Source organism: Aeromonas sp. PI_26, assembly GCF_027854445.1.
GTDB classification, from domain to species: domain Bacteria; phylum Pseudomonadota; class Gammaproteobacteria; order Enterobacterales; family Aeromonadaceae; genus Aeromonas; species Aeromonas veronii.
This window is the reverse complement of record NZ_JAJNOE010000014.1, coordinates 41,767-61,395: the sequence shown is the minus strand read 5'-3', so window position 1 is coordinate 61,395 and position 19,629 is coordinate 41,767. Positions and strand designations below refer to the sequence as shown.

Genomic DNA, 19,629 nt, shown 5'->3' with positions numbered 1-19,629 from the left:
GTGGGCAAAGTGGGACAACCAGCGCAGGGCTGGTTGCTGCGTGGCGCACTTTATTTATCTGTTTGCGTTGCAGGATGATTGACCCGCTGAGGTCGGTTTGCCAGTCAGGGGGGCCGCTTGCCAGCCGATAATGTGGCCCAACCGTGAACGGATGTTGCCAAGACTGGCGCCCCGTCGCCTTTGCAGGTGCACCAGCAGGCGCCAGCCCATCTTTAGCGCATCAGCCCGATCAAGGGGATCTTGCTGGAATACAACCTGTTGTTGCTGCCAAGCCGGATCGGAACTGACACGGCTAAGTTCCAGCCAACCCCTCTTGGCCCGCAGATAGCGATAGGCCAGTACCCGCACCGCCCCCCACTGCCTGCACCAGATGGCGGCCCCATATTGCCAGCCGAGCGGGCGAGGGTGGTGACGGTAGTAACGGACCATAGCCAGAAGTGCCAGCACCAGCAGGGCTACACCACTGGCTACTCCAAGCAACCGATGCCAGTAGGCTGCCAGCCAGGAGGCGGGAGTGTGGCGCACTTGCAGGGTCTGCCCAGGGAGGGTCAGGGTTTGCAGCTGGCCAGTCTGGCTGTTCCACCAGGCAAGCTCCAGCGCGGGCAGGGTCAACTCACCACCGCGCTGCACGATATAGGTAGTTTGATCTTCCCGTGTCGAGAGGTACTCCCCTCGCTCCTGGGTATCGTTCAGTCGGGCTTGCGTCGGATAGGCCTGTACCCGCCCATCGCTTGCAAGCGGAATGATCAGCGGCGGGATCAGCACCGAGAGGGTATCCTGCCCGCTGGCGGTCACGGTGCGGGTGATAGCATCCCCCACCCGCAGCTCGCCGTCAGCATGGTCATCCGCAGAGCGCTGCCAACGCTGGCTCAGGGTGAGATTGCTGGCGCTCAGCCAACGCCCGCCGACCGTCAGGGCTGGGTCGGGCAGAGCGGCGGCAAAACGCTGAGGGTGGGTGGTGAGGGTGATCTGCCGGGAGCCCCCTTCAGGGCGCGCCACGGTGGCCCGCACCACGATGGCGGGGATCTCGAACTGGCCGGATTGCTGGGGATAGAGCGTCAGCTCCCAGCGCTGGTGCGACCAGGTCTCGCCATCGCGGCGCTGGGTGAAGTTGGTCGCCAGCTCGCTGCGCTGCTTGATCATGACCCCCGGCAGCTCGAACTGGCCGATGCGGGTACCCGCGGTAAACCAGCGGTTGGTGGCCAGCTCCAGATAGAGGGTGATCTGTTGGTTGACGGCATAGGGGCGCTTCTCCTCCCCCTGATCTTTCAACCAGCTCTTGAGGGTTACCTGAGTGGCGTCAGTCGCATCAGCGGCCTCGGCAGCCTGTGCTTCGACCGTGAGCAGCACGGCCCCGAGCAGGGTAGCGGTCGCCACATATCCGCACAGCCAGTGGCGGAGTTTATTGCGCCGGTTGCACATGGGTAGGCTCCTTGTGGGTGGCAGAACGAGGACGGGCGGTTGCGCCCGTTTGCTGTGCGTGTAGCTGGAGGCGGAATTTGGCTTGCAGGAAGTCACCGGGATCAGACTCCACCCGGCGCAGCCACTTTTCGGCCTGCGCCGGATTGGCCAGGATCTGATCTGCGGTCAGGGTTTCGCGCGCCATCAGGGATGAAGCTACGGTCTCTTCCGCTCCGTCGGCACTGCGTGGCTCATCATCGGGCAGTTCACTGGAGTGATCAGGTCCATCCGGCGTGCCGGTCTGGCTCTGACTGGCGCGGTTGATCTCGTCAACAATCCGGCTCATCACCTGATAGTTGTGGGCGGCTGATTGACGCACGCTCGGGTCGCTGGCCTCGTTAGCCAGTTTCCGGAACAGCCGGCGGGCGGCCAGATACTCACGTTGTCTGGCGAGGGCATTGCCGGCATAGAGCAGAGCCCGTTCTGAGTCGGCTTGCAGGAATGCTGACTGGGCCAGCGCAAACTCGGCACCATAGTAGTAGGCCACACCTTTGTAGAAGGGATTTTCATAGTGTTTAGCCGCCTCCAGATAGTCCCCCTGCTGGAAGTACCATTGCCCCTGCTGATCCGGGGTGAGCCAGAGGTTGAACCACTGCTGTTTCAGCTCCTGTGCCCAGTGATTGATCGCAGGCTCTGTCGGCTCTGCGGGCGCCAGCGAGAAGGTGGTGGCCTGCGCAGGCGTCGTCTGTAGCAGGGAGAGACCGATGGCTGCCACCAGACCCCACTGCACCAGCCAGCCTTTGCGAAACCAGAGCAGCAGCAGGGCGACGACCGGAAAGAGCAGGTAGTAACCCATGTCCCGCCAGGGCATCAGGGAGTCGTTGTGGATCAAAAAGTTGCGTTCAATCCCCCGGTTGATGCGCTCTACGTCGCCATTATCCACCGTCATGGTGAGCAGGGTGCCATCGCTGTCACTGGCCAGTCGCCGTAGTGAGGCAAGCTCCAGCGGGCGTTTGCCACTCAGGGCCGGGTCGCCAGCAGCCAGGATCAGCAGCTGACGGGATTGACCACGGAAATAGTCAGCCAAGGGGGCGATGGCGGCGGGGCTGATGCCATCACTCACCAGCAAAACTGTGCTGCCTGTCTCATCGGCCAGAAGCTCGGTGAGCAGCGGGATCACCTGTTCGGTGCGCTTGCCCGCTTTAGGCATGATCTCGGGACGGATGGCGGCGAGGATAGGGTCATAGACGGCATTGTCACGGGTCAGCGGCATGGCGGTGTGGGCCGAGCCGGCAAAGACCACCAGCCCGTTGCGCCCGCCATCGCGGGTCGCCAGCAGATCGCTGATCTTCTGTTTGGCCCGCGTCAAGCGGTTGGGGGCGATATCCGTTTCCAGCATGGAGTCGCTGTTATCGAGCAGGATCAGCAGGGCGCCCTGATCTTCGCCAAAGGGAGAGGGTTCACGGCTCCAGGTCGGCCCTGCGCAGATCAGGATGGCGAGCCCCATCAGCAGCCCCAGCACCTTGAGGGGCAGGTTCTTTTTCCAGCCGGTGTCCCCCAGCGTCAACGCCTCGCGCAGATGGGGCGGCAGCCGCTGTTGCCAGCGGTTTGCTTCATCCATGCGCCAGCGCAGCAGCAGGATGGCGACAAGGGGGAGCAAGGCCAGCAGCCACCAGGGGCGCAGAAAGTGGGCATTCAGCCAGAGCTGTTGCCAGTAGAGAGGATCCATCATGGCGTGTCTCCTGAGAGAGCAGTGCGCAGGCGGTAGCGCCTGAGGGTCAACAGGGAAAAGAGGGTGAGATAGAGGCCGACGCTGGCGGCGATGAGGTAATGGTGCAGGCTTTCGCGAGTCTGAAAGCGGGTGCTTTCGTAGCGTTGTGGCTCCAGCTCACCGATCACCTGATAGGCGCGCGTCAGCTGCGCCTCATCAAGAGCCTGAAACAACTGGCCGCCGGTCAGGGTCGCCAACTGTTGCAGGGTATCGAGATCGAGTGCCTGTTCGCCGACGGTGGCCGGATCCCCCATGGCGATAGTATGCAGCCGCACACCGTTGACCGCGGCTACCCGGGCCGCATCCCGCGGGCTGACAAAACTGCCGGTGTCGTTGCCATCGGTAAGGATGATGGCGACTTTCTCCCGCTTGGCGCTGTTCTGGTCTAGTTGCCCGTGGCGATCACTGTTGTTGAACACTTTGATTGCCAGACCGATGGCATCCCCCAGATGGGTACTCTGGCCTGCCATGGCGACATCGGTCTCCTGCAGCAGGGTTTGCCAGGTGTCGAGATCGGCGGTAAACGGCGCCTGGAGAAAGGCGGCATCCCCAAACAGGATGAGCCCGAGCCGATCTCCTTCGCGCGTTGCAGCAAATTGTTTAAGCACCTCTTTGGCGGCGTCGAGCCGACTGAGGGACTTGCCGGGGTCGGGGGGGAAGTCGGTCTCTGCCATGGAGCCGGAGAGATCCAGCACTATCATCACATCCCGCCCGAACCGCTCGCGTACCTGAGGCGGGCCATAGATGGTGGGCTTGGCCAGCGCCAGCACCGCCAGTAGCCAAACGGTGATCAGGGCGATCCGTTGCCACCAGCTGGCAGTCAACTGGGTTGCCCCCTCACGCGGTGGCTCATCCAGCAGGTCGATCAGCAGATCGAAGAAGGGCACCTTGATGGCACTCTGCCGAGTGCGATAGGCCGGAATAAGGCGAAACACCAGCAACGGCAGGGGCAGTAGCCAGAAACAGTGGGGGTGGGCAAACTCGAGACCGGCATCAAGCATGATGGGCCTCCGTCGCCAACGAGGCTGTTTGTATTGGAGTCTGGTGGTGGGCAAGCCAGTCGTTGCAGAGGGAAACGAGGCAAAGCTGATCACTGACGCTTAACACCACCTGATCACAGACCAGCGATACCAGCCAGCGCTCCCCCAGTTCGGTCGCGAAACGGGGCTGCCTATCAGCCATGGCATTGTCGAGGGTCTGCAGCAAAGCCATGCCAAACAGCTTGCCGTGCCGGGGATCTAGGTGGGTCAATACCTGCTTGATCAGGTGAAACAGCGCCAGACTGGCCCCGGCATCAGACCAGTTGATCGTGCGCAGGGCCGCCTGCGCTTCACGGCGGTAACGCTGTTGCCACCAGCGCTGTGCCCGGTGATAGAGCCAGAGCAGCGCCAGCGCCCCTAGGCTCAGCGCCAGCAGCAGCCAGCCTGCGGTTTGCGGTTGCCAGCTGATGGTGGGGGGGGCGGTCACGTCCTGCAATTCGCGCAGCATATAGGTGCCGGGCAGCTTGTGGTTCATCAGTGATCTCCTCCCAATGCGGTAATGAGGCGGGCGAGGTGGTGGCCACCGGTGTCGAGAGTGATAAGCGGCAATCCCTTGAGGGCCATCAGTCGCAGCAGTTGATCTTTTTTCAGCTGCTGCTGGTGGGCTAGCCCCTGATCCAGCACAGGGATCTGGTGGGGAGCAATATTGAGCTGGTACTGGCCATCGCCGACTACCCAGCTGGCGTCTGCGGCTGTGGTCGACAGGGTCGATTCGAGTGGATCGGCGATGTGCAGTGCCAGCACATCGTTGTGCTGCTGCAAGTAACTGAGGCGGGTCAGGTCGGCCTCGGTGACGCCAGCCCAGTCGCTGAGAAAGATCAGGGTGGTATTTTTCAACTTGAGGCGGCCCAGCATCGCCAGCAGGGGGGCCAGACCGGTCGCCTCGCTGTCGCGGCTGGTGGCCGAGAGAGCATGATTGGCGGCACAGAGCTGGCGCAGCCCTGCCAACCAGTGGCCATGGGAGCGCTGGCCGCGCAGCCGCGCCACGCCATCGCAGTGCAAAATGGCGAGCCCGACCCGATCGCTCTCTTTGAGTACTTGCCAGCCGAGCAGGGCGGCGACTTCGGCGGCCACCACCGACTTCATCACCTCCACCGAGGAGAAGAACATGCAACTGCGCTGATCAACGCAGAGGATCACGTGACGATCTTTCTCTTCGCTGTAACTGCGTACATGGGGGCGGCCGGTGCGCAGGGTCACTTTCCAGTCCAGGGTGCGAATATCATCCCCTTGCTGATAGTGGCGCAGCTCTTCAAAGTTGAGTCCACGGCCGCGAAAGCGTGACGGGTGACGGCCGCACAGCAGGTTGCCGCTGTTTAGTCGGGGCAGCAGTGAAAACTGGCCGACCAACCCCTGAAGCCGGACCAGTGTCAGGTAGTCGCAGTGGATGCGGGGGTCACCACTGGGCGGTTGCCCGCCCTGTGTCAGCCTGTCATGGGATAAGGAGCGAGGTGTCATGGTATCGCTTACCCGATGACGACGTGATCGAGCAGAGTCATCACCACCTGCTGGTGATCCACCCCATCTGCCAGCGCGTCATAGCTGAGGGTAAAGCGGTGGCCAAGCACGCTGGGCACCATGGCGCGCACATCGTCGGGCAGCACATGGTTGCGCCCTTGCAGCCAGGCATAGGCGCGGGCGCACTTGTCCAGAGCAATGGATGCGCGGGGGCTGGCGCCGACCGCAATCCACTGTGGCAGCCCGGTAGCCGGGTAGCGATCGGGGTGTCGGGTCGCCATGACCAGCGCAATGATGTAATGCTCCACCAGCGGTGAGACCGTCATGGCCGAGAGCTCTGATCTGGCCTGCAAGATGAGTTCAGGGGAGAGGGGGGCGAACCCCTCGTTCTGCTGGCGGGTACCGCGCTCTTCGGTTCGCATCAGCCTAATGATGGCAAGCTCTGTCTCATCATCGGGGTAGGCGACCGAGACCTTGAGGGCAAAACGGTCCATCTGGGCTTCTGGCAGCGGGTAGGTCCCCTCCTGCTCGATGGGGTTCTGGGTGGCCAGCACCATAAAGAGCTCGGGCAGGCGATGGCTCTTGTCACCGACGGTAACGGTGCCTTCTGCCATCGCCTCCAGCAGCGCCGCTTGTACCTTGGCGGGGGCGCGGTTCACTTCATCGGCCAGTACGATGCTGTTGAAGATGGGGCCTGGCTGGAAACGCAACTGGTGGGCTCCGTCATGCTCCTGATACATCTCGGTGCCGGTCACATCGGAGGGGAGCAGATCGGGGGTGAACTGAATGCGGCCGAAGCAGGTATTGAGGGCTTCTGCCAGCGCCTTGATCGAGCGGGTCTTGGCGGTGCCGGGCAAACCTTCAAGGAGCACGTGGCTATTGGTCAGCAGGCCGATGACCAGGGCGCGGATCACATGGGACTGGCCGACCACACTGTGACCAACCTGTTCGATGAGTTGCGAGATCTGTTGTTGCAAGGGGTTCATAGGGTTTTCCATAGGGTACATTTAACGAGACAGAGATAGGGCTAGGAGGGGGCCAACGGGTTTTCAATTTCCAGCCGGCACGGGGCGAGCCGGCTGGAAATTGAAAACGCCCACCAGAGAGTGATGGGCGTTGGAGTCACCGCCTTACTTGATGGTGGCGACTTTTTGCTTGAGTGCATCCAGCTCTGCCAGTTTGCCCTTGAGCATCAGGCTCTGGGAGCTAATGCTGGCAGGGTTCATCTGGAAGCTCTGCTGCATCGGGTAGTTGGGCAGAGTGTCGAAGAACTCTTTCAGGATCCCCTGTGCAGGTACGAACAGCCACATGTTGTCTGCCATCCAGCGCAGATACATACCTGACTCATGCGGTGCCTTCTCGAACGGATCAGCGCGCAGGTTGATGATCTGCGGCCAGTTCGGAGTCACACGCGCCGCGTCGGTGATGTTGCCCTCCATGGTGGCAAAGTTCAGTTTGAAGTCATTCCAGCGCACGGCGTTGAGTTCGCCGTTTGAGGAGAAGTAGAGCATGGAGTTCCGTGGGGAGGTGTCGGCTTTTCCGGCGAGGTATGGCATGAAGTTGTAACCGTCCAGTTTCACCCGCCACTGTTTGCCGTTGGCCTTGTAGCCCTTGGCCAGCTTCTCTTTCACATCCGGTACACCGGCAGCGGCCAACAGGGTCGGCATCCAGTCCTGATGGGCCATCATGGCGTTGACCTTGGTGCCTGGCTTGATCACGCCCGGCCAGCGAACCAGTTGCGGAACCCGCATCCCGCCCTCCCATGTGGTGCCTTTTTCGCCATAGAAGGGGGTGGTGCCGCCATCCGGCCAGCTGACGGTCTCGGCGCCGTTGTCAGTGGTGTAAATCACGATGGTGTTGTCGGCGACCCCCAGCTCGTCCAGTTTGTCGAGCAGGATCCCCACCTGATCATCGTGCTCCAGCATGCCATCGGCATAGATGCTGACGCCGGATTTACCCTGATACTTCTCTTGCAGACGGGTCCAGACATGCATGCGGGTGGCGTTGTGCCAGATGAAGAAGGGCTTCTTGGCCTTGACTGCTTTCTCCATGAACGCCAGCGAGGACTCGAGGAACTCTTCGTCAGCATGCTCCATGCGCTTGCGAGTCATGGGGCCGGTATCTTCAATCTTGCCGTCGGCAGAAGATTTGATGACGCCGCGTGGGCCGAACTTCTTCTTGAACTCCGGATCTTTCGGGTAGTAGTAGGTTTCCGGTTCCTCTTCCGCGTTCAGGTGATAGAGGTTTCCGAAGAACTCGTCGAAGCCGTGCTTGGTCGGCAGGTGCTGGTTCTGATCGCCCAAATGGTTTTTGCCGAACTGAGCCGTCATGTAACCCTGCTCTTTGAGCAGATCACCGATGGTGGGGGCCCAATCCGGAATGCCGTGGGTGGATCCGGGCATGCCGATGGTCAGCAGACCGGTACGGAATGGCTCTTCACCGGTAATGAAGGCGGCGCGGCCGGCGGTGCAGGATTGCTGACCGTAGTGATCGGTAAAGAGGGCCCCTTCATTGGCGATCCTGTCCAGATTCGGGGTCTGGTAGCCCATCATCCCCTGGTTGTAGGCACTGATGTTCCAGTAGCCGATGTCATCGCCCATGATGGCAAGAATATTGGGCTTGGCGGCTGCTGTGGCACTACCAGCGGTGGCCATTAAGGCAAGGCTCATGGCTATTTTGTTTATTTGAATGGCCATTATTGGCTCCACTCCTAATCTGATGTGAATTGGTACACAAAATGGGCGATGAAAGCAGCGTGCGTTTAACGCGGTGGAAATATCATCCCGTGCAGGCTGTTGGAGGGGATGGAATACCCGGATGGGCACATTCCCCTTTATCGCTGTCGTTATGACCTGCAAAGAGTGATATGACCTGAATAGCCCGAGTTAACCGCAGCTTGAAAATCAGCTTTCAACAGTTTCACTCTATAAATCCCGTTTATCCTTGTCGCCTTATAGCGAATATAACCGCTGGTTATCCGTTATTTTTTCTCCAACCCTTCGGTCGCAGGCTATCGGGCGGGCTGCGAGCGAGCATGGGAAGCTGTGTCCAGAAGGCGGAGGTGTCTACCGCTATCGATGGCGATAAGGCGAATAAATGGGTGATGGAGTTCACAGTTCGGCTAATCAATTTAGGGGATGAGAGCTGTTATGAGCGTTGTGGTGTGCCTTTATTCAAAATTCTTACTGGCAAACCGAGCATTCTTTAATTCTGATTAAGTCATAATTAAGTAAAGTTGGGGTGTTGATTGTTTCGCTCAGATATGAATTTTTAAAATTGCTCACAATCTCTACGCGAGATTTAAAAAGTCTGCTCGCATATTTTTGAACGGATAAATATGACTTGAATGGGAGTGGCCAAATAAATCCAGCTGTGATCTTTGTCTTTTCAAGGTGCGCAGGTTCATAAATACCTATAAAAACAAGGTAAAAGGCTCGGCTATTGACTAAGTTGATAGAAGGCGAAGCATAAAACAGCGCCAGTTTGATACGACAACATCGCATGGGACCCGGATCATGGACAGAGCGCAGGGCGCAGCCCCCTTTTCGTTGCAAGTGGATCTAAGGCAGGTGGTGTATGCCCTGTCAGCCTCGCTGGATCTGGTGGGCATTGGCGATGTGGCCCACGGTAAACGGGTCGGGATTATGGCTGCCGAGTGCAGCCGGGAGCTGGGGATGAGTGAGGCCGAACGCTGTCTGCTGTTCGAGCTCGGAGTGCTGCATGATATCGGTGTCTCCTCGACCATCACCCATCATCATCTGGTCAGCGAGTTCGATTGGGAGTCCTCCCAGCGCCACTGCGAGGTGGGATATCAGCTGCTCAAGGATTTCCGTTTGCTGGCCCCACTGGCCCTGCCTATCCGTTATCACCATACCCACTGGCACCTGTTGCGCGAGATGGCCGATGTGGACCCCAATGTGGCCCGTCTGGCCAATCTTATCTTTCTGGTGGATCGCTGCGATGCGTTGGCGGCGCCCTACTATGGCGATGGTTCATTGTTGATGCATACCAACGAGATCCGCGCACGCCTGCAGGATTTCCGTGACGAGTTCTTTGCCCCCGAGCTGGTGGATGCCTTCCTCAAGGCGTCTCGCTCTGAGGCATTCTGGCTGCAGCTGGAAGCCCGCTCCATCAATGATTACATGCTGGAGATGCTGCAGGTGCGGGAGCCTTGTCTGACCTTCAACGGGGAGCTAAAAGCGCTGGCGCAGATCTTCTCCGGCATTGTCGACGCCAAAAGCCCATTCACGATGACGCATTCACTCGGTGTGAGCAGGTTGTCTCGGGCATTGGCCGAGCAGATGGGAGTCAGTGCCATCCATTGTGACATGCTGGAGATCGCCGGTTTGCTGCATGATCTGGGCAAGCTCAGGGTGCCGGACGAGATCCTCGACAAGCCTGCCAGTCTGACGAAAGAGGAGCGGGCAATCATCAATACCCACAGCTTCGAGACTTACCAGATCCTGCGCCATATCGAAGGGTTTGAAGAGATTGCCTGTTGGGCGGCCTATCACCATGAGGAGCCTGACGGGGAGGGCTATCCGTTCCACCTGCCGGCATCCGCCATGGCGCTCGAAGCGCGGATACTGCGGGTCGCCGATATTTTTCAGGCCATGGTGCAGGACAGACCTTATCGGCGCGGCCTGCCTGCCCGTGACGCATTGACCTTTATGCAGCAACTGGCGGATCAGGGGCGGGTTGATCCCGCAGTGGTGGCGGTGCTGGCCGATCACCTGCCGCAGATGATGATGGCAGCTATTCCGGATCGCGAGCCGGATCATGCCATCAATTGAGGGAGAGGCTGGCCGCTGACTCATACCGCCGCGAGCCAGCTATGCTTGGAACAAGCCGAGCATGGTGCCGGTACCGGCGCACAAGACGCCAGCTTGATGGACTACCGTAGGGGAGCAGATATGGAATCGCTAAAAGCCAAGGATTATATGCAGAGCAGACCCATCACCTTCACTGCCGACATGATGGTGCAAGCTGCGGTCGAGAAATTTCTGAACAGTCATCAGCTCGGTGGCCCGGTGGTGGATGGGCAGGGCCATCTGATTGGCTGGATCTCCGAGCAGGATTGCATCGCAGTGCTGCTTAAGGAGGCCTATCACTGCGAACAGGTGGCGCAGGTCAAGGATGTGATGCGCAAGGAGGTGCTGTCGGTGGGACCCGATACCAGCATTTTGAGCCTGGCGGAGATGATGATGGGGCAAAAGCCGAAGATCTATCCGGTAGTGGAGGAGGGGCGTCTGCTCGGTGTCATCAATCGTCACAATGTCATGCAGGCCATTCACGCTCAGCTCACCACCTGTTTTGTCCATCACACCCATGGTTAACCCTGTTTTTCTCTCTCCCAAGGCAAGCTTCGGCTTGCCTTGGCTATTTCATATGCTGCCATTTATTCGTGTTATGCCATCTTACAATAATTGTTTTGCCATATATGAGGATCGGCCAGTCTCTCTGTCTTCCCATAGATGACGCTACGTTAAGGCTTGCACCGTTCCCGCTCGCTCTTTAGGATCGCTCGCAGCTAATCGATATGGCCCCTCTGGGCACCTATTTAAGGAATTCGTACCTTGTCTCTCTCTATCGAGGCGCTGCGCCGCCGTCTCTCTGCCTGCATGAATCTCGACGCCCGCCGCCTTTCCAGCCGCCTGCACGGGGTCAAGAAGCTGCCTGAAGGCAAACAGGCCGCCGTGCTGGAGACCATTGCCGCCGATCTGGATGCCGCGCAAGCGCGTTATCAAACCCGTCTGGCCGGAGTGCCCAAGGTCACTTATCCGGACAACCTGCCGGTCAGCCAGAAGCAGGCTGAGATCGCCAAGGCCATTCAAGAACATCAAGTGGTGATCATTGCAGGGGAAACAGGCTCGGGCAAAACCACCCAGATCCCCAAGATTTGTCTGGCGCTCGGGCGCGGGGTGAAGGGCTTTATCGGCCACACCCAGCCACGCCGTTTGGCAGCCCGCACCGTTGCGGCCCGTATTGCCGAGGAGATGGAGTCCGAACTCGGCCACTACGTGGGTTACAAGGTGCGCTTTACCGATCAGGTGAGCGAGCAGACCCACATCAAGCTGATGACTGACGGTATTCTGCTGGCGGAGATCCAGAACGACCGGATGCTCACCCAGTACGACACCATCATCATCGATGAGGCCCACGAGCGCAGCCTCAATATCGACTTCATCCTGGGCTATCTCAAGCAACTGCTACCCAAGCGCCCGGATCTCAAGGTGATCATGACCTCGGCCACCATCGACCCGCAACGTTTCTCCCGCCATTTCAACAAGGCGCCGGTGATCGAGGTTTCCGGCCGCACTTATCCGGTGGAGGTGCGCTACCGTCCACTTACCAGTGACAAGAGCGAAGGGCTGGAAGAGCGCGACGAACTGCAGGGGATCTTCGACGCGGTGGAAGAGCTGGCCCGCGAGGGGCTCGGGGACATCCTTATCTTCATGAACGGCGAGCGGGAGATACGCGATACCGCCGATGCCTTGCGCAAGCTCAATCTGCGCGATACCGAGGTGTTGCCGCTCTACGCCCGCCTTTCCAACGCCGAGCAGAACAAGGTGTTCCAGCAACACGCCGGTCGGCGCATCGTGCTTGCTACCAACGTGGCAGAGACCTCGCTGACGGTGCCGGGCATTCGCTACGTCATCGACCCGGGTACGGCCCGCATCAGCCGCTACTCCTGGCGTACCAAGGTGCAGCGCCTGCCCATCGAGCCGGTCTCCCAGGCCAGCGCCAACCAGCGTAAAGGGCGTTGCGGTCGGGTGGCGGACGGCATCTGTATCCGCCTCTACTCGGAGGAGGATTTTAACAGCCGTCCCGCCTTTACCGACCCCGAGATCCTGCGCACCAACCTGGCCTCCGTCATCCTGCAGATGCTGGCGCTCGGCCTTGGCAATATGGAGGCGTTCCCCTTCGTCGAGCCACCAGAGTCGCGCCATATCAAGGACGGCCTGACTCTCTTGAAAGAGCTGGAGGCGGTGCGCGAGCTGCCCGCCACCGGCGATCGCGAGGCCAAACTGCAACTGACCGAGATCGGTCGCCAGCTCTCGCGCATCCCACTTGATCCGCGTCTGGCGAAGATGGTGATCAGCGCGGCGCAGACTGGCTGTCTGAGCGAGGTGATGGTGATCACCGCGGCCCTCAGCATTCAGGATCCCCGCGAGCGGCCCATGGAGAAGAAGCAGGCCGCCGACGAGCAGCACAGACGCTTTGAGGACAAGGATTCCGATTTCCTTGCCTTCGTCAATCTGTGGAATTACCTGAAAGAGCAGCAGGATGCCCTTGGCAGCAACCCGTTCCGCCGCATGTGCCAGAAGGAGTTTCTCTCCTACCTGCGGGTGCGTGAATGGCAGGACATTCACTTCCAGCTGCGTCAGACGGTCAAGGAGCTGGGTTTTAAAGCCAACCATGAACCGGCGGATTTCAAGACGGTGCACTGTGCCCTGCTGACCGGCCTCTTGAGCCACATCGGCAACAAGGATCTGGAAAAGCCCGAGTTCCTTGGCGCCCGCAACGGCCGCTTCCACCTCTTCCCGGCCTCGGGTCTGTTCAAGAAGCCGCCCAAGTGGGTGATGGCCGCAGAATTGGTGGAGACCTCGCGCCTCTACGCTCGCATCAATGCCAAGATTGAGCCCGAGTGGGTGGAGCCGCTGGCAGGCCACCTCATCAAGCTGCACCACAGCGACCCACATTGGTCGAAGAAAAACGGCGCTGTAATGGCCAAGGAGAAGGTGACCCTCTATGGTCTGACTCTGGTCAACGAGCGCACCATCAACTTCAGCCGTATCGATCCGGCGCTGTGCCGCGAGCTCTTTATCCGCCGCGCCTTGGTGGAGGGGGATTTCGAGACCCGTCACCGCTTCTTCAGCGATAACCGCAAGCTCCTGGCCGAGGTGGAGGCGCTGGAGCACAAGTCCCGTCGGCGCGACATCCTGGTGGATGACGAGGACCTGTTCCGCTTCTACGATGCTCGTTTGCCGGAGGAGGTGATCTCCTCCCGTCACTTCGACAAGTGGTGGAAAGAGGCGCAAAAGCGGGATCCCGAACTGCTCAACTTCGAGAAAGAGATGTTGATGAAGGGGGATGCTGCCCACATTAGCGATCTCGACTACCCCAACTTCTGGCAGCAGGGGCGCCTCAAGCTCAAGCTGACCTATCAGTTCGAGCCGGGGGAGGCCGCCGATGGCGTGACCCTGCATATCCCGCTGCCGCTCCTGAATCAGGTGGAGGTGAAGGGGTTTGAGTGGCTGATCCCCGGGCTGCGCCACGAGCTGTTGGTGGCCCTTATCAAGTCGATGCCCAAGCCGATGCGCAAGAATTTCGTGCCGGCGCCGAACTACGCCGATGCGCTGCTTGCCAGCATCAACCCCGAGCAGGGACCGCTGCTGGACGAGATGGAGCGTCAGCTGCGCCGCATGACCGGCGTCACCGTACCTCGTGAATCCTGGGACTGGACTGCTGTGCCCGATCACCTGAAACTCACCTTCCGGGTGGTGGACGACAAGCACAAGAAGGTGGCGGAAGGGAAAGATCTGGAAGCCTTGAAAGAGTCCCTGCGTGGCAAGGTACAGGAGACCCTGTCGCAAGTGGCGGATGATGATATCGAGCAGTCTGGCCTCACCCTGTGGAGCTTTGGCGAGTTGCCGCAGGAGTACAGCCAGAAGCGTGGCGGCTTCGAGGTGAAAGCCTATCCGGCGTTGGTGGACGAGAAGGACTCGGTTGCTATTCAGCTGGTGGAGAGCCCGGTGGTGCAGCAGCAGCTGATGTGGGCCGGTCAGCGCCGGCTGGTGCTGCTCAACGTGCCATCTCCCATCAAGTATCTGCAGGAGAAGCTGCCCAACAAGGCCAAGCTCGGGCTCTATTTCAACCCGTTTGGCAAGGTGGCGGAGCTGATTGACGACTGTATCGCCTGTGGCTGCGACAAGCTGATCGAGCAGCATGGCGGGCTGGCTTGGGACGAGGCCGGTTTCGAGGCGCTCAAGGAGTTTGTCCGCGCCGAGCTCAACGATGCGGTAGTGGAGGTGGCCAAGCAGGTGGAAGCCGTGCTGACCCTCTCCCATGAGATCAAGAAGCGGCTCAAGGGGAAGATGCAGCTCGACACCGCTTTTGCCATGTCGGATATCCAGCAGCAGCTCGGCAACCTTATTCACAAAGGTTTTGTCACCGAGACCGGCTGGCAGCGGTTGCCTGATTTGCTGCGCTATCTGCGGGCCATCGAGCGTCGCCTGGAGAAGCTTGCCATCGATCCCAACCGGGATCGGGTCTACATGCTCAAGGTGCACAGTGTGGAGTCGGAGTACAAGGCGCTGCTGGCCAAGATCCCCAAATCCCAGCTTGTTCCCACCGAGGTGGCCAATATCCGCTGGATGATCGAGGAGCTGCGGGTGTCGTTCTTTGCCCAGAATCTGGGGACCCCTTATCCGGTCTCAGATAAACGTGTGCTTAACGCCATCGCTCAGTGCTAAGCTGCTATCTAACTGTTTTAACAGCATGATCGCGGGTGCTGAGAAGGGGTTGCCGGACAGGTAGCCCCTTCAAACCGCAAGTCAGGGAGGCAAGGATGCTGGGGATCTGGTTGAGTGTGGCGCAGGTGGTGATCAGCGGTTATCAACCCATCGCGGAACAAACCTGGGTGCAGTTGAACCCGGAATATTACCCGCTGGCGCGCACGCCGCCAGCGATGTTTGTGGCCTGGCGTGGCAATCAGTTTCCGCCGCTGGCCCAAAAGCAAAAGCACGGTCGCTGGCAGATCCTCTTTCCAGCCCGGCTGGTCCCCCCTTTCGATCTGTTCGAGGGGGAGGCGCAGCTCTCCAAAACCTATCTGGCAAGGCTGCGGCGCATCGACGAGATGGCTTACGGGGTTGTCCCCAGGCAGGCTGTTGCGGCTGGTGCAATCGTGCAGCAGGGGAGTGGATTCCCTGCTTATCACGCGCAACCTGTCGCGCCCTTTATTGCCGAGTTCCGCACACCCCAAGACGCGTTCGGTGGTGTTGATATGCCCAGCGACCCCGACGAGAGCGAACCTCTACTGGCTCAGCTGGGGGTGACCTTTCGCACGGCGGGGATGAGTGGTACCCAAGGATATGAGGGAGTAGCGAGCGCCGATATGGCGCTCGTCAGCCACACGGCTAGCTTATCCGCAGGCAGTGACGCCATGCTTACCCTCTCGGCTCCTGCGGCAGGCGGTCCACAAACTGTGTGTCATCAGGTCGCAGCAGGGGAGACCCTGTGGCGTATAGCGAATCAGTTATCCAGCGCCCGGGGAGCCGATACCTACAGCTATTTGCTGGCGCTGGTGGCAGAGAATAAGCCGCGGCTTGGCAAGAGCATTCGGGTCAGAACGGGGGAGGGACTCTACTGCCCGCGCGCCGAGACCCTGGCGCGGTTTGACGCCCTGAGCCCGGCCCAGCGTCAGCAGCAATTCGCCCAGTTGGAGCAGGGGCGCTAAATGCAGAGTCGGTACCTTGTATCCGAATTTGGCCCGTGGTAGTATTCGCGCTCGTTTTGCGAGGTGTTGACCGGTCGCAGTTAGCACCATAAATTCATCCAAAAGAGATACATACTATGTCTTTCGTATTCCAAGCTGAAGTCCGTTCTGACCTGGGGAAAGGTGCGAGCCGCCGCCTGCGTCAAGCTGACCAAGTTCCTGCCATCGTTTACGGTGCAGGCAAAGAAGCCCTGTCCATCACTGTTGACCACAAGAAAATGATCCTGGCTCAAGAGAAGCCGGAATTCTATGAGTCTGTACTGACTCTGGTTATCAACGGTGAAGAAGTTAACGTAAAAGTGAAAGCTATCCAGCGTCACCCGGTACGTTACAAGCTGATCCACCTGGACTTCGTTCGCGTTTAATTGCGAACCGTCAGGTTGAAGAAAAGCCACTCTCAGGAGTGGCTTTTTGCTATCTGGCATCTTGTGAGCGGGCGGAAAGGACTTACCTGATAAGCCAACGAGGCGGTTATCCCAGCTGGCTAAGGGCCTGTTGGCAGCGCTGCTCGGCAGCATCCAGCTCCAGCAGTACCATCCTGATATCTTCCATCTGCTGTTGCAGTGTCTCCCGTTTCTCCTCAACCAGTCCCAGCATGGTCTGTAACTGGGTGCGGCTGCTCTTGTCGGCATCATAGAGATCAAACAGCTCGCGGATCTCGGCGAGGCTGAATCCGAGCCGCTTGCCGCGCAGGGTGAGCTTGAGGCGAACCCGATCCTGCTTGCTGTAAATGCGGGTTTGTCCCTCTCGGGCGGGATTGAGCAACCCCTGATCCTCGTAGAAACGGATACTGCGTGTCGTAATATCAAATTCCCGGGCCAGCTCACTGATGCTGAAGCGCCGTCCTTCATCCTTGTTGTTCATACAGACTTCTTGGCGAACTAAATCCTGTTTGCACCTTACCTAAACGTAAACTGCACTGCAACTCTTGTTCCATCGCGTCAGAACCCCTATGTTATGGCCATGTAACAAACAGAGGCAGGCAAATGGATATTGCAATTGTGGCGGCAAAACGGACTCCGATGGGGGCGTTTCAGGGGGCATTGGCAGAGGTCACTGCGCCTGAGTTGGGAGCCTGTGCCATCGAGGCGGCACTGCAGCAAAGTGGGTTGAGTCCGGAGCAGGTCGATGAAGTGTTTATGGGCAATGTGCTGGCGGCGGGCGTGGGGCAAGCGCCAGCCCGGCAGGCGTTGTTGAAAGCAGGGTTGCCAGATAGTGTGCCTGCTACCACGGTCAACAAGGTGTGCGGCTCCGGCATGAAAGCAGTGATGCTGGCGGCGGATACCATCCGCCTTGGTGACAACAGGGTAGTGGTCGCGGGGGGGATGGAGAGTATGAGCCGTGCCCCCTATCTGCTGGATAATGCCCGCAGCGGCTTTCGGATGGGGCATCAAAAGGTGCTGGACCACCTATTCCTCGACGGTTTGCAAGATGCCTATGATGGCCAGCTGATGGGGGTACATGCTCAGCGCAGTGCCGATCTTGCCGGTTTGACCCGCAGTGCCATGGATGAGTTTGCCCTTGCGTCGCTGCAGCGTGCCCGCGATGCGCAGCACGCCGGTGCGTTTGTGTCCGAGCTGACAAGCGTCTATCGCGGTGAGCGCTTGTTGCTGGCCGAAGACGAACAGCCCGGCAAGGGCAGACCGGAGAAGATCCCTACCCTGAAGCCTGCCTTTGGCAAGGAGGGCACTATTACGGCGGCCAATTCGAGCTCCATCTCGGACGGTGCGGCGGCGCTGATATTGATGGATGGCGCCACGGCGCAAGCTTGGCAGGTACCAGTGCTGGCACGGATCGTCGGTTATCAGAGTCACGCGGCATTGCCCGCCGAATTTACCTCTGCGCCCATTGGCGCCATTTCACGCTTGCTGGCGAGTCTGGCATGGTCGGTGGAAGAGGTGGATCTCTTTGAGATCAACGAGGCCTTCGCCATGGTCACCATGCTGGCCATGAGCGGGGTCGGCATCCCTCATCACAAGGTCAATGTGCATGGTGGGGCCTGTGCACTCGGTCATCCGTTGGGGGCGAGTGGCGCGCGTATTCTGGTGACGCTGATCGCCGCGCTGCGGCAACGGGGTCTGCGGCGAGGCGTAGCCGCGCTCTGTATCGGGGGCGGGGAGGCGACCGCTATCGCGGTCGAGGTGAATGACGAGACGAATTAATTGGTGGCTTCCATCGCCAGCAGTTGTTCCGTGACCCAGGTGGTGGCGGCCAGATAGAGGTGACTCACCTTATCCTCGCTCAGCCCCAGGCGGGCTGTTCTGGCCGTTACCCGTGACCAGTTGGCGCTCTCGTAATCTTCACAAAACGCGAGGTAGAAACCGAGATTGCCTTTTCGCTCCAGCAGCGCCAGCCGAATATCGTCGATAAGAGGGATAGTGCCGAGCAGTTTGTCCATCGGCTGCTCCATCAGTACATCCAGCAGGGAGAAGAGACCGGTGATAAAGGCCTGTTGTGCCTGCTGGCTCGGGGCGTGGGCGTGGGCCAGCAGTTCACAGAATCGGGCTCGGATCATCGACATCTGGTAGAGCTCGGCGCTCTTGCCCTTGCCGGCGCTAGTCGCGGCTACCAGCGAGACAAAGCGCTTTAGCTGGGTGTTGCCCAGATAGATGGCAGCCTGGCGAAATGACGAAATAGGGTTGGTGTGACCTTTGAGATGGTTGACATAGCGCAACAGCTTGAGAGAGAGGGAGATATCCTGACCGAGTAGCTGCTCAATCTTGTTAATATCAGGCTCTGCCTCGTTGACCACGTTGAGCAACTGCATCACCACGACTTGTGCTGGCTCCATGGTGGCTTGCTTGACCATCTCGGGTCTGCTGAAGAAAAAGCCCTGGAACAGCTGGATCCCCAGCTGTTTGACCCGCTCGAACTCCGCCTTGTCCTCTACTTTTTCCGCCAGATAGGTGAGCCCCAGCGTCTGATGCCGCTGGATAAACACTTTGATCTGCATCAGGGGGGTGGCACGAAGATCAAACTTGATGATGTGGATAAAGGGGAGGAAGCGCTCCCAATCCGGCGACATGGTGAAGTCATCGAGTGCCAGTTGATATCCCAGCTTGTGCAACTGTTTCACCTTTTCCAGCAGGGCATCATCTGGTGGGGAATCTTCCAGGATCTCAATCACCACTTTTTCGGGCGGCAGGCACTCTGCCAATCCCTCCAGCAGCAGTGAGTGGGGGAAGTTGATAAAGCAGGGGCGGCCGCCCAAGAGCTGATCGATATTTTGTTGCAGGAACTGTTCGACCACCAGGCGTGACGTCGCCTGTTGGGAGGAGATGCTCGGGAAGACATTATTCAGACTATCGCGAAAGAGCAGCTCATAGGCATGAGTTTTGAGGTCTCTGTCGAGGATCGGCTGTCTTGCTACGTAGGAATACATGCCTTGCTCCAGTAAAGGTACTGGGTTGATTTTATGGTGTTGCAGAACACTATGCCAGTGTTCACCTTATTGAGTAAGG

The 19,629-nt window shown here is 59.3% G+C and carries 15 protein-coding genes; 6 read left to right on the top strand and 9 right to left on the bottom strand.

The window, feature by feature from the left end; genetic code table 11:
- Positions 1–54: 54 nt before the first annotated feature.
- The 7 genes from LRL22_RS14980 to LRL22_RS14950 all read right to left on the bottom strand — a co-directional run bounded on the left by LRL22_RS14980 (position 55) and on the right by LRL22_RS14950 (position 8,339).
- Complete coding sequence (locus tag LRL22_RS14980; protein ID WP_270905713.1) at positions 55–1,422, bottom strand: BatD family protein; 1,368 nt, start codon at positions 1,420–1,422, stop codon at positions 55–57.
- Positions 1,403–3,133, bottom strand: a complete 1,731-nt coding sequence (locus tag LRL22_RS14975; RefSeq protein WP_270905712.1) for a VWA domain-containing protein — start codon at positions 3,131–3,133, stop codon at positions 1,403–1,405. The genes LRL22_RS14980 and LRL22_RS14975 overlap by 20 nt, the downstream gene beginning before the upstream one ends.
- Complete coding sequence (locus LRL22_RS14970) at positions 3,130–4,173, bottom strand: vWA domain-containing protein (protein WP_270905711.1); 1,044 nt, start codon at positions 4,171–4,173, stop codon at positions 3,130–3,132. Before LRL22_RS14970 ends, LRL22_RS14975 begins: the two co-directional genes overlap by 4 nt.
- Positions 4,166–4,687, bottom strand: a complete 522-nt coding sequence (locus tag LRL22_RS14965) for a DUF4381 family protein (protein WP_270905710.1) — start codon at positions 4,685–4,687, stop codon at positions 4,166–4,168. Before LRL22_RS14965 ends, LRL22_RS14970 begins: the two co-directional genes overlap by 8 nt.
- The gene (locus tag LRL22_RS14960) at positions 4,687–5,670 is read right to left on the bottom strand and encodes a DUF58 domain-containing protein (RefSeq protein ID WP_270905709.1); all 984 of its coding nucleotides are present in this window, start codon (positions 5,668–5,670) and stop codon (positions 4,687–4,689) included. Before LRL22_RS14960 ends, LRL22_RS14965 begins: the two co-directional genes overlap by 1 nt.
- A gap of 8 nt (positions 5,671–5,678) precedes the next feature.
- Positions 5,679–6,656, bottom strand: a complete 978-nt coding sequence (locus LRL22_RS14955; RefSeq protein ID WP_270905708.1) for an AAA family ATPase — start codon at positions 6,654–6,656, stop codon at positions 5,679–5,681.
- 144 nt (positions 6,657–6,800) lie between these two features.
- A complete protein-coding gene (locus tag LRL22_RS14950; protein WP_223849303.1) occupies positions 6,801–8,339 on the bottom strand; it encodes an arylsulfatase in 1,539 nt (512 codons plus the stop codon).
- Between the two features lie 846 nt (positions 8,340–9,185).
- Between LRL22_RS14950 and LRL22_RS14945 the strand changes: the two genes are divergently transcribed.
- The 5 genes from LRL22_RS14945 to rplY all read left to right on the top strand — a co-directional run bounded on the left by LRL22_RS14945 (position 9,186) and on the right by rplY (position 16,533).
- Positions 9,186–10,463: an HD-GYP domain-containing protein gene (locus LRL22_RS14945; protein WP_270905707.1), complete on the top strand. Its 1,278-nt coding sequence runs from the start codon at positions 9,186–9,188 to the stop codon at positions 10,461–10,463.
- Between the two features lie 120 nt (positions 10,464–10,583).
- Positions 10,584–11,006, top strand: a complete 423-nt coding sequence (locus tag LRL22_RS14940; protein ID WP_005333273.1) for a CBS domain-containing protein — start codon at positions 10,584–10,586, stop codon at positions 11,004–11,006.
- A gap of 240 nt (positions 11,007–11,246) precedes the next feature.
- A complete protein-coding gene (gene hrpA, locus LRL22_RS14935; RefSeq protein ID WP_270905706.1) occupies positions 11,247–15,146 on the top strand; it encodes an ATP-dependent RNA helicase HrpA in 3,900 nt (1,299 codons plus the stop codon).
- A 95-nt stretch (positions 15,147–15,241) separates the two neighbouring features.
- Positions 15,242–16,129 (top strand): hypothetical protein, encoded by an 888-nt coding sequence (locus LRL22_RS14930; RefSeq protein ID WP_270905705.1) that lies wholly within the window; start codon positions 15,242–15,244, stop codon positions 16,127–16,129.
- A gap of 116 nt (positions 16,130–16,245) precedes the next feature.
- A complete protein-coding gene (rplY, locus tag LRL22_RS14925; RefSeq protein ID WP_005333252.1) occupies positions 16,246–16,533 on the top strand; it encodes a 50S ribosomal protein L25 in 288 nt (95 codons plus the stop codon).
- Between the two features lie 106 nt (positions 16,534–16,639).
- On the opposite strand, the gene LRL22_RS14920 is transcribed toward rplY, so the two are convergent.
- The gene (locus LRL22_RS14920; protein ID WP_005360322.1) at positions 16,640–17,032 is read right to left on the bottom strand and encodes a MerR family transcriptional regulator; all 393 of its coding nucleotides are present in this window, start codon (positions 17,030–17,032) and stop codon (positions 16,640–16,642) included.
- Between the two features lie 122 nt (positions 17,033–17,154).
- On the opposite strand from LRL22_RS14920, the gene LRL22_RS14915 reads away from it, so the two are divergent.
- Positions 17,155–18,330, top strand: a complete 1,176-nt coding sequence (locus LRL22_RS14915) for a thiolase family protein (protein ID WP_270905704.1) — start codon at positions 17,155–17,157, stop codon at positions 18,328–18,330.
- Here LRL22_RS14915 and LRL22_RS14910 read toward each other — a convergent pair.
- Complete coding sequence (locus tag LRL22_RS14910) at positions 18,327–19,550, bottom strand: EAL and HDOD domain-containing protein (RefSeq protein WP_005333249.1); 1,224 nt, start codon at positions 19,548–19,550, stop codon at positions 18,327–18,329. The two genes, LRL22_RS14915 and LRL22_RS14910, sit on opposite strands and share 4 nt — an antisense overlap.
- Positions 19,551–19,629 lie beyond the last annotated feature (79 nt).

Bases quoted from the DNA above. Each gene is read 5' to 3' on its own strand.
- LRL22_RS14980 (WP_270905713.1), bottom strand. From the start codon at position 1,422: ATGTGCAACCGGCGCAATAAACTCCGCCACTGGCTGTGCGGATATGTG.
- LRL22_RS14975 (WP_270905712.1), bottom strand. From the start codon at position 3,133: ATGATGGATCCTCTCTACTGGCAACAGCTCTGGCTGAATGCCCACTTT.
- LRL22_RS14970 (WP_270905711.1), bottom strand. From the start codon at position 4,173: ATGCTTGATGCCGGTCTCGAGTTTGCCCACCCCCACTGTTTCTGGCTA.
- LRL22_RS14965 (WP_270905710.1), bottom strand. From the start codon at position 4,687: ATGAACCACAAGCTGCCCGGCACCTATATGCTGCGCGAATTGCAGGAC.
- LRL22_RS14960 (WP_270905709.1), bottom strand. From the start codon at position 5,670: ATGACACCTCGCTCCTTATCCCATGACAGGCTGACACAGGGCGGGCAA.
- LRL22_RS14955 (WP_270905708.1), bottom strand. From the start codon at position 6,656: ATGAACCCCTTGCAACAACAGATCTCGCAACTCATCGAACAGGTTGGT.
- LRL22_RS14950 (WP_223849303.1), bottom strand. From the start codon at position 8,339: ATGAGCCTTGCCTTAATGGCCACCGCTGGTAGTGCCACAGCAGCCGCC.
- LRL22_RS14945 (WP_270905707.1), top strand. From the start codon at position 9,186: ATGGACAGAGCGCAGGGCGCAGCCCCCTTTTCGTTGCAAGTGGATCTA.
- LRL22_RS14940 (WP_005333273.1), top strand. From the start codon at position 10,584: ATGGAATCGCTAAAAGCCAAGGATTATATGCAGAGCAGACCCATCACC.
- LRL22_RS14930 (WP_270905705.1), top strand. From the start codon at position 15,242: ATGCTGGGGATCTGGTTGAGTGTGGCGCAGGTGGTGATCAGCGGTTAT.
- rplY (WP_005333252.1), top strand. From the start codon at position 16,246: ATGTCTTTCGTATTCCAAGCTGAAGTCCGTTCTGACCTGGGGAAAGGT.
- LRL22_RS14920 (WP_005360322.1), bottom strand. From the start codon at position 17,032: ATGAACAACAAGGATGAAGGACGGCGCTTCAGCATCAGTGAGCTGGCC.
- LRL22_RS14915 (WP_270905704.1), top strand. From the start codon at position 17,155: ATGGATATTGCAATTGTGGCGGCAAAACGGACTCCGATGGGGGCGTTT.
- LRL22_RS14910 (WP_005333249.1), bottom strand. From the start codon at position 19,550: ATGTATTCCTACGTAGCAAGACAGCCGATCCTCGACAGAGACCTCAAA.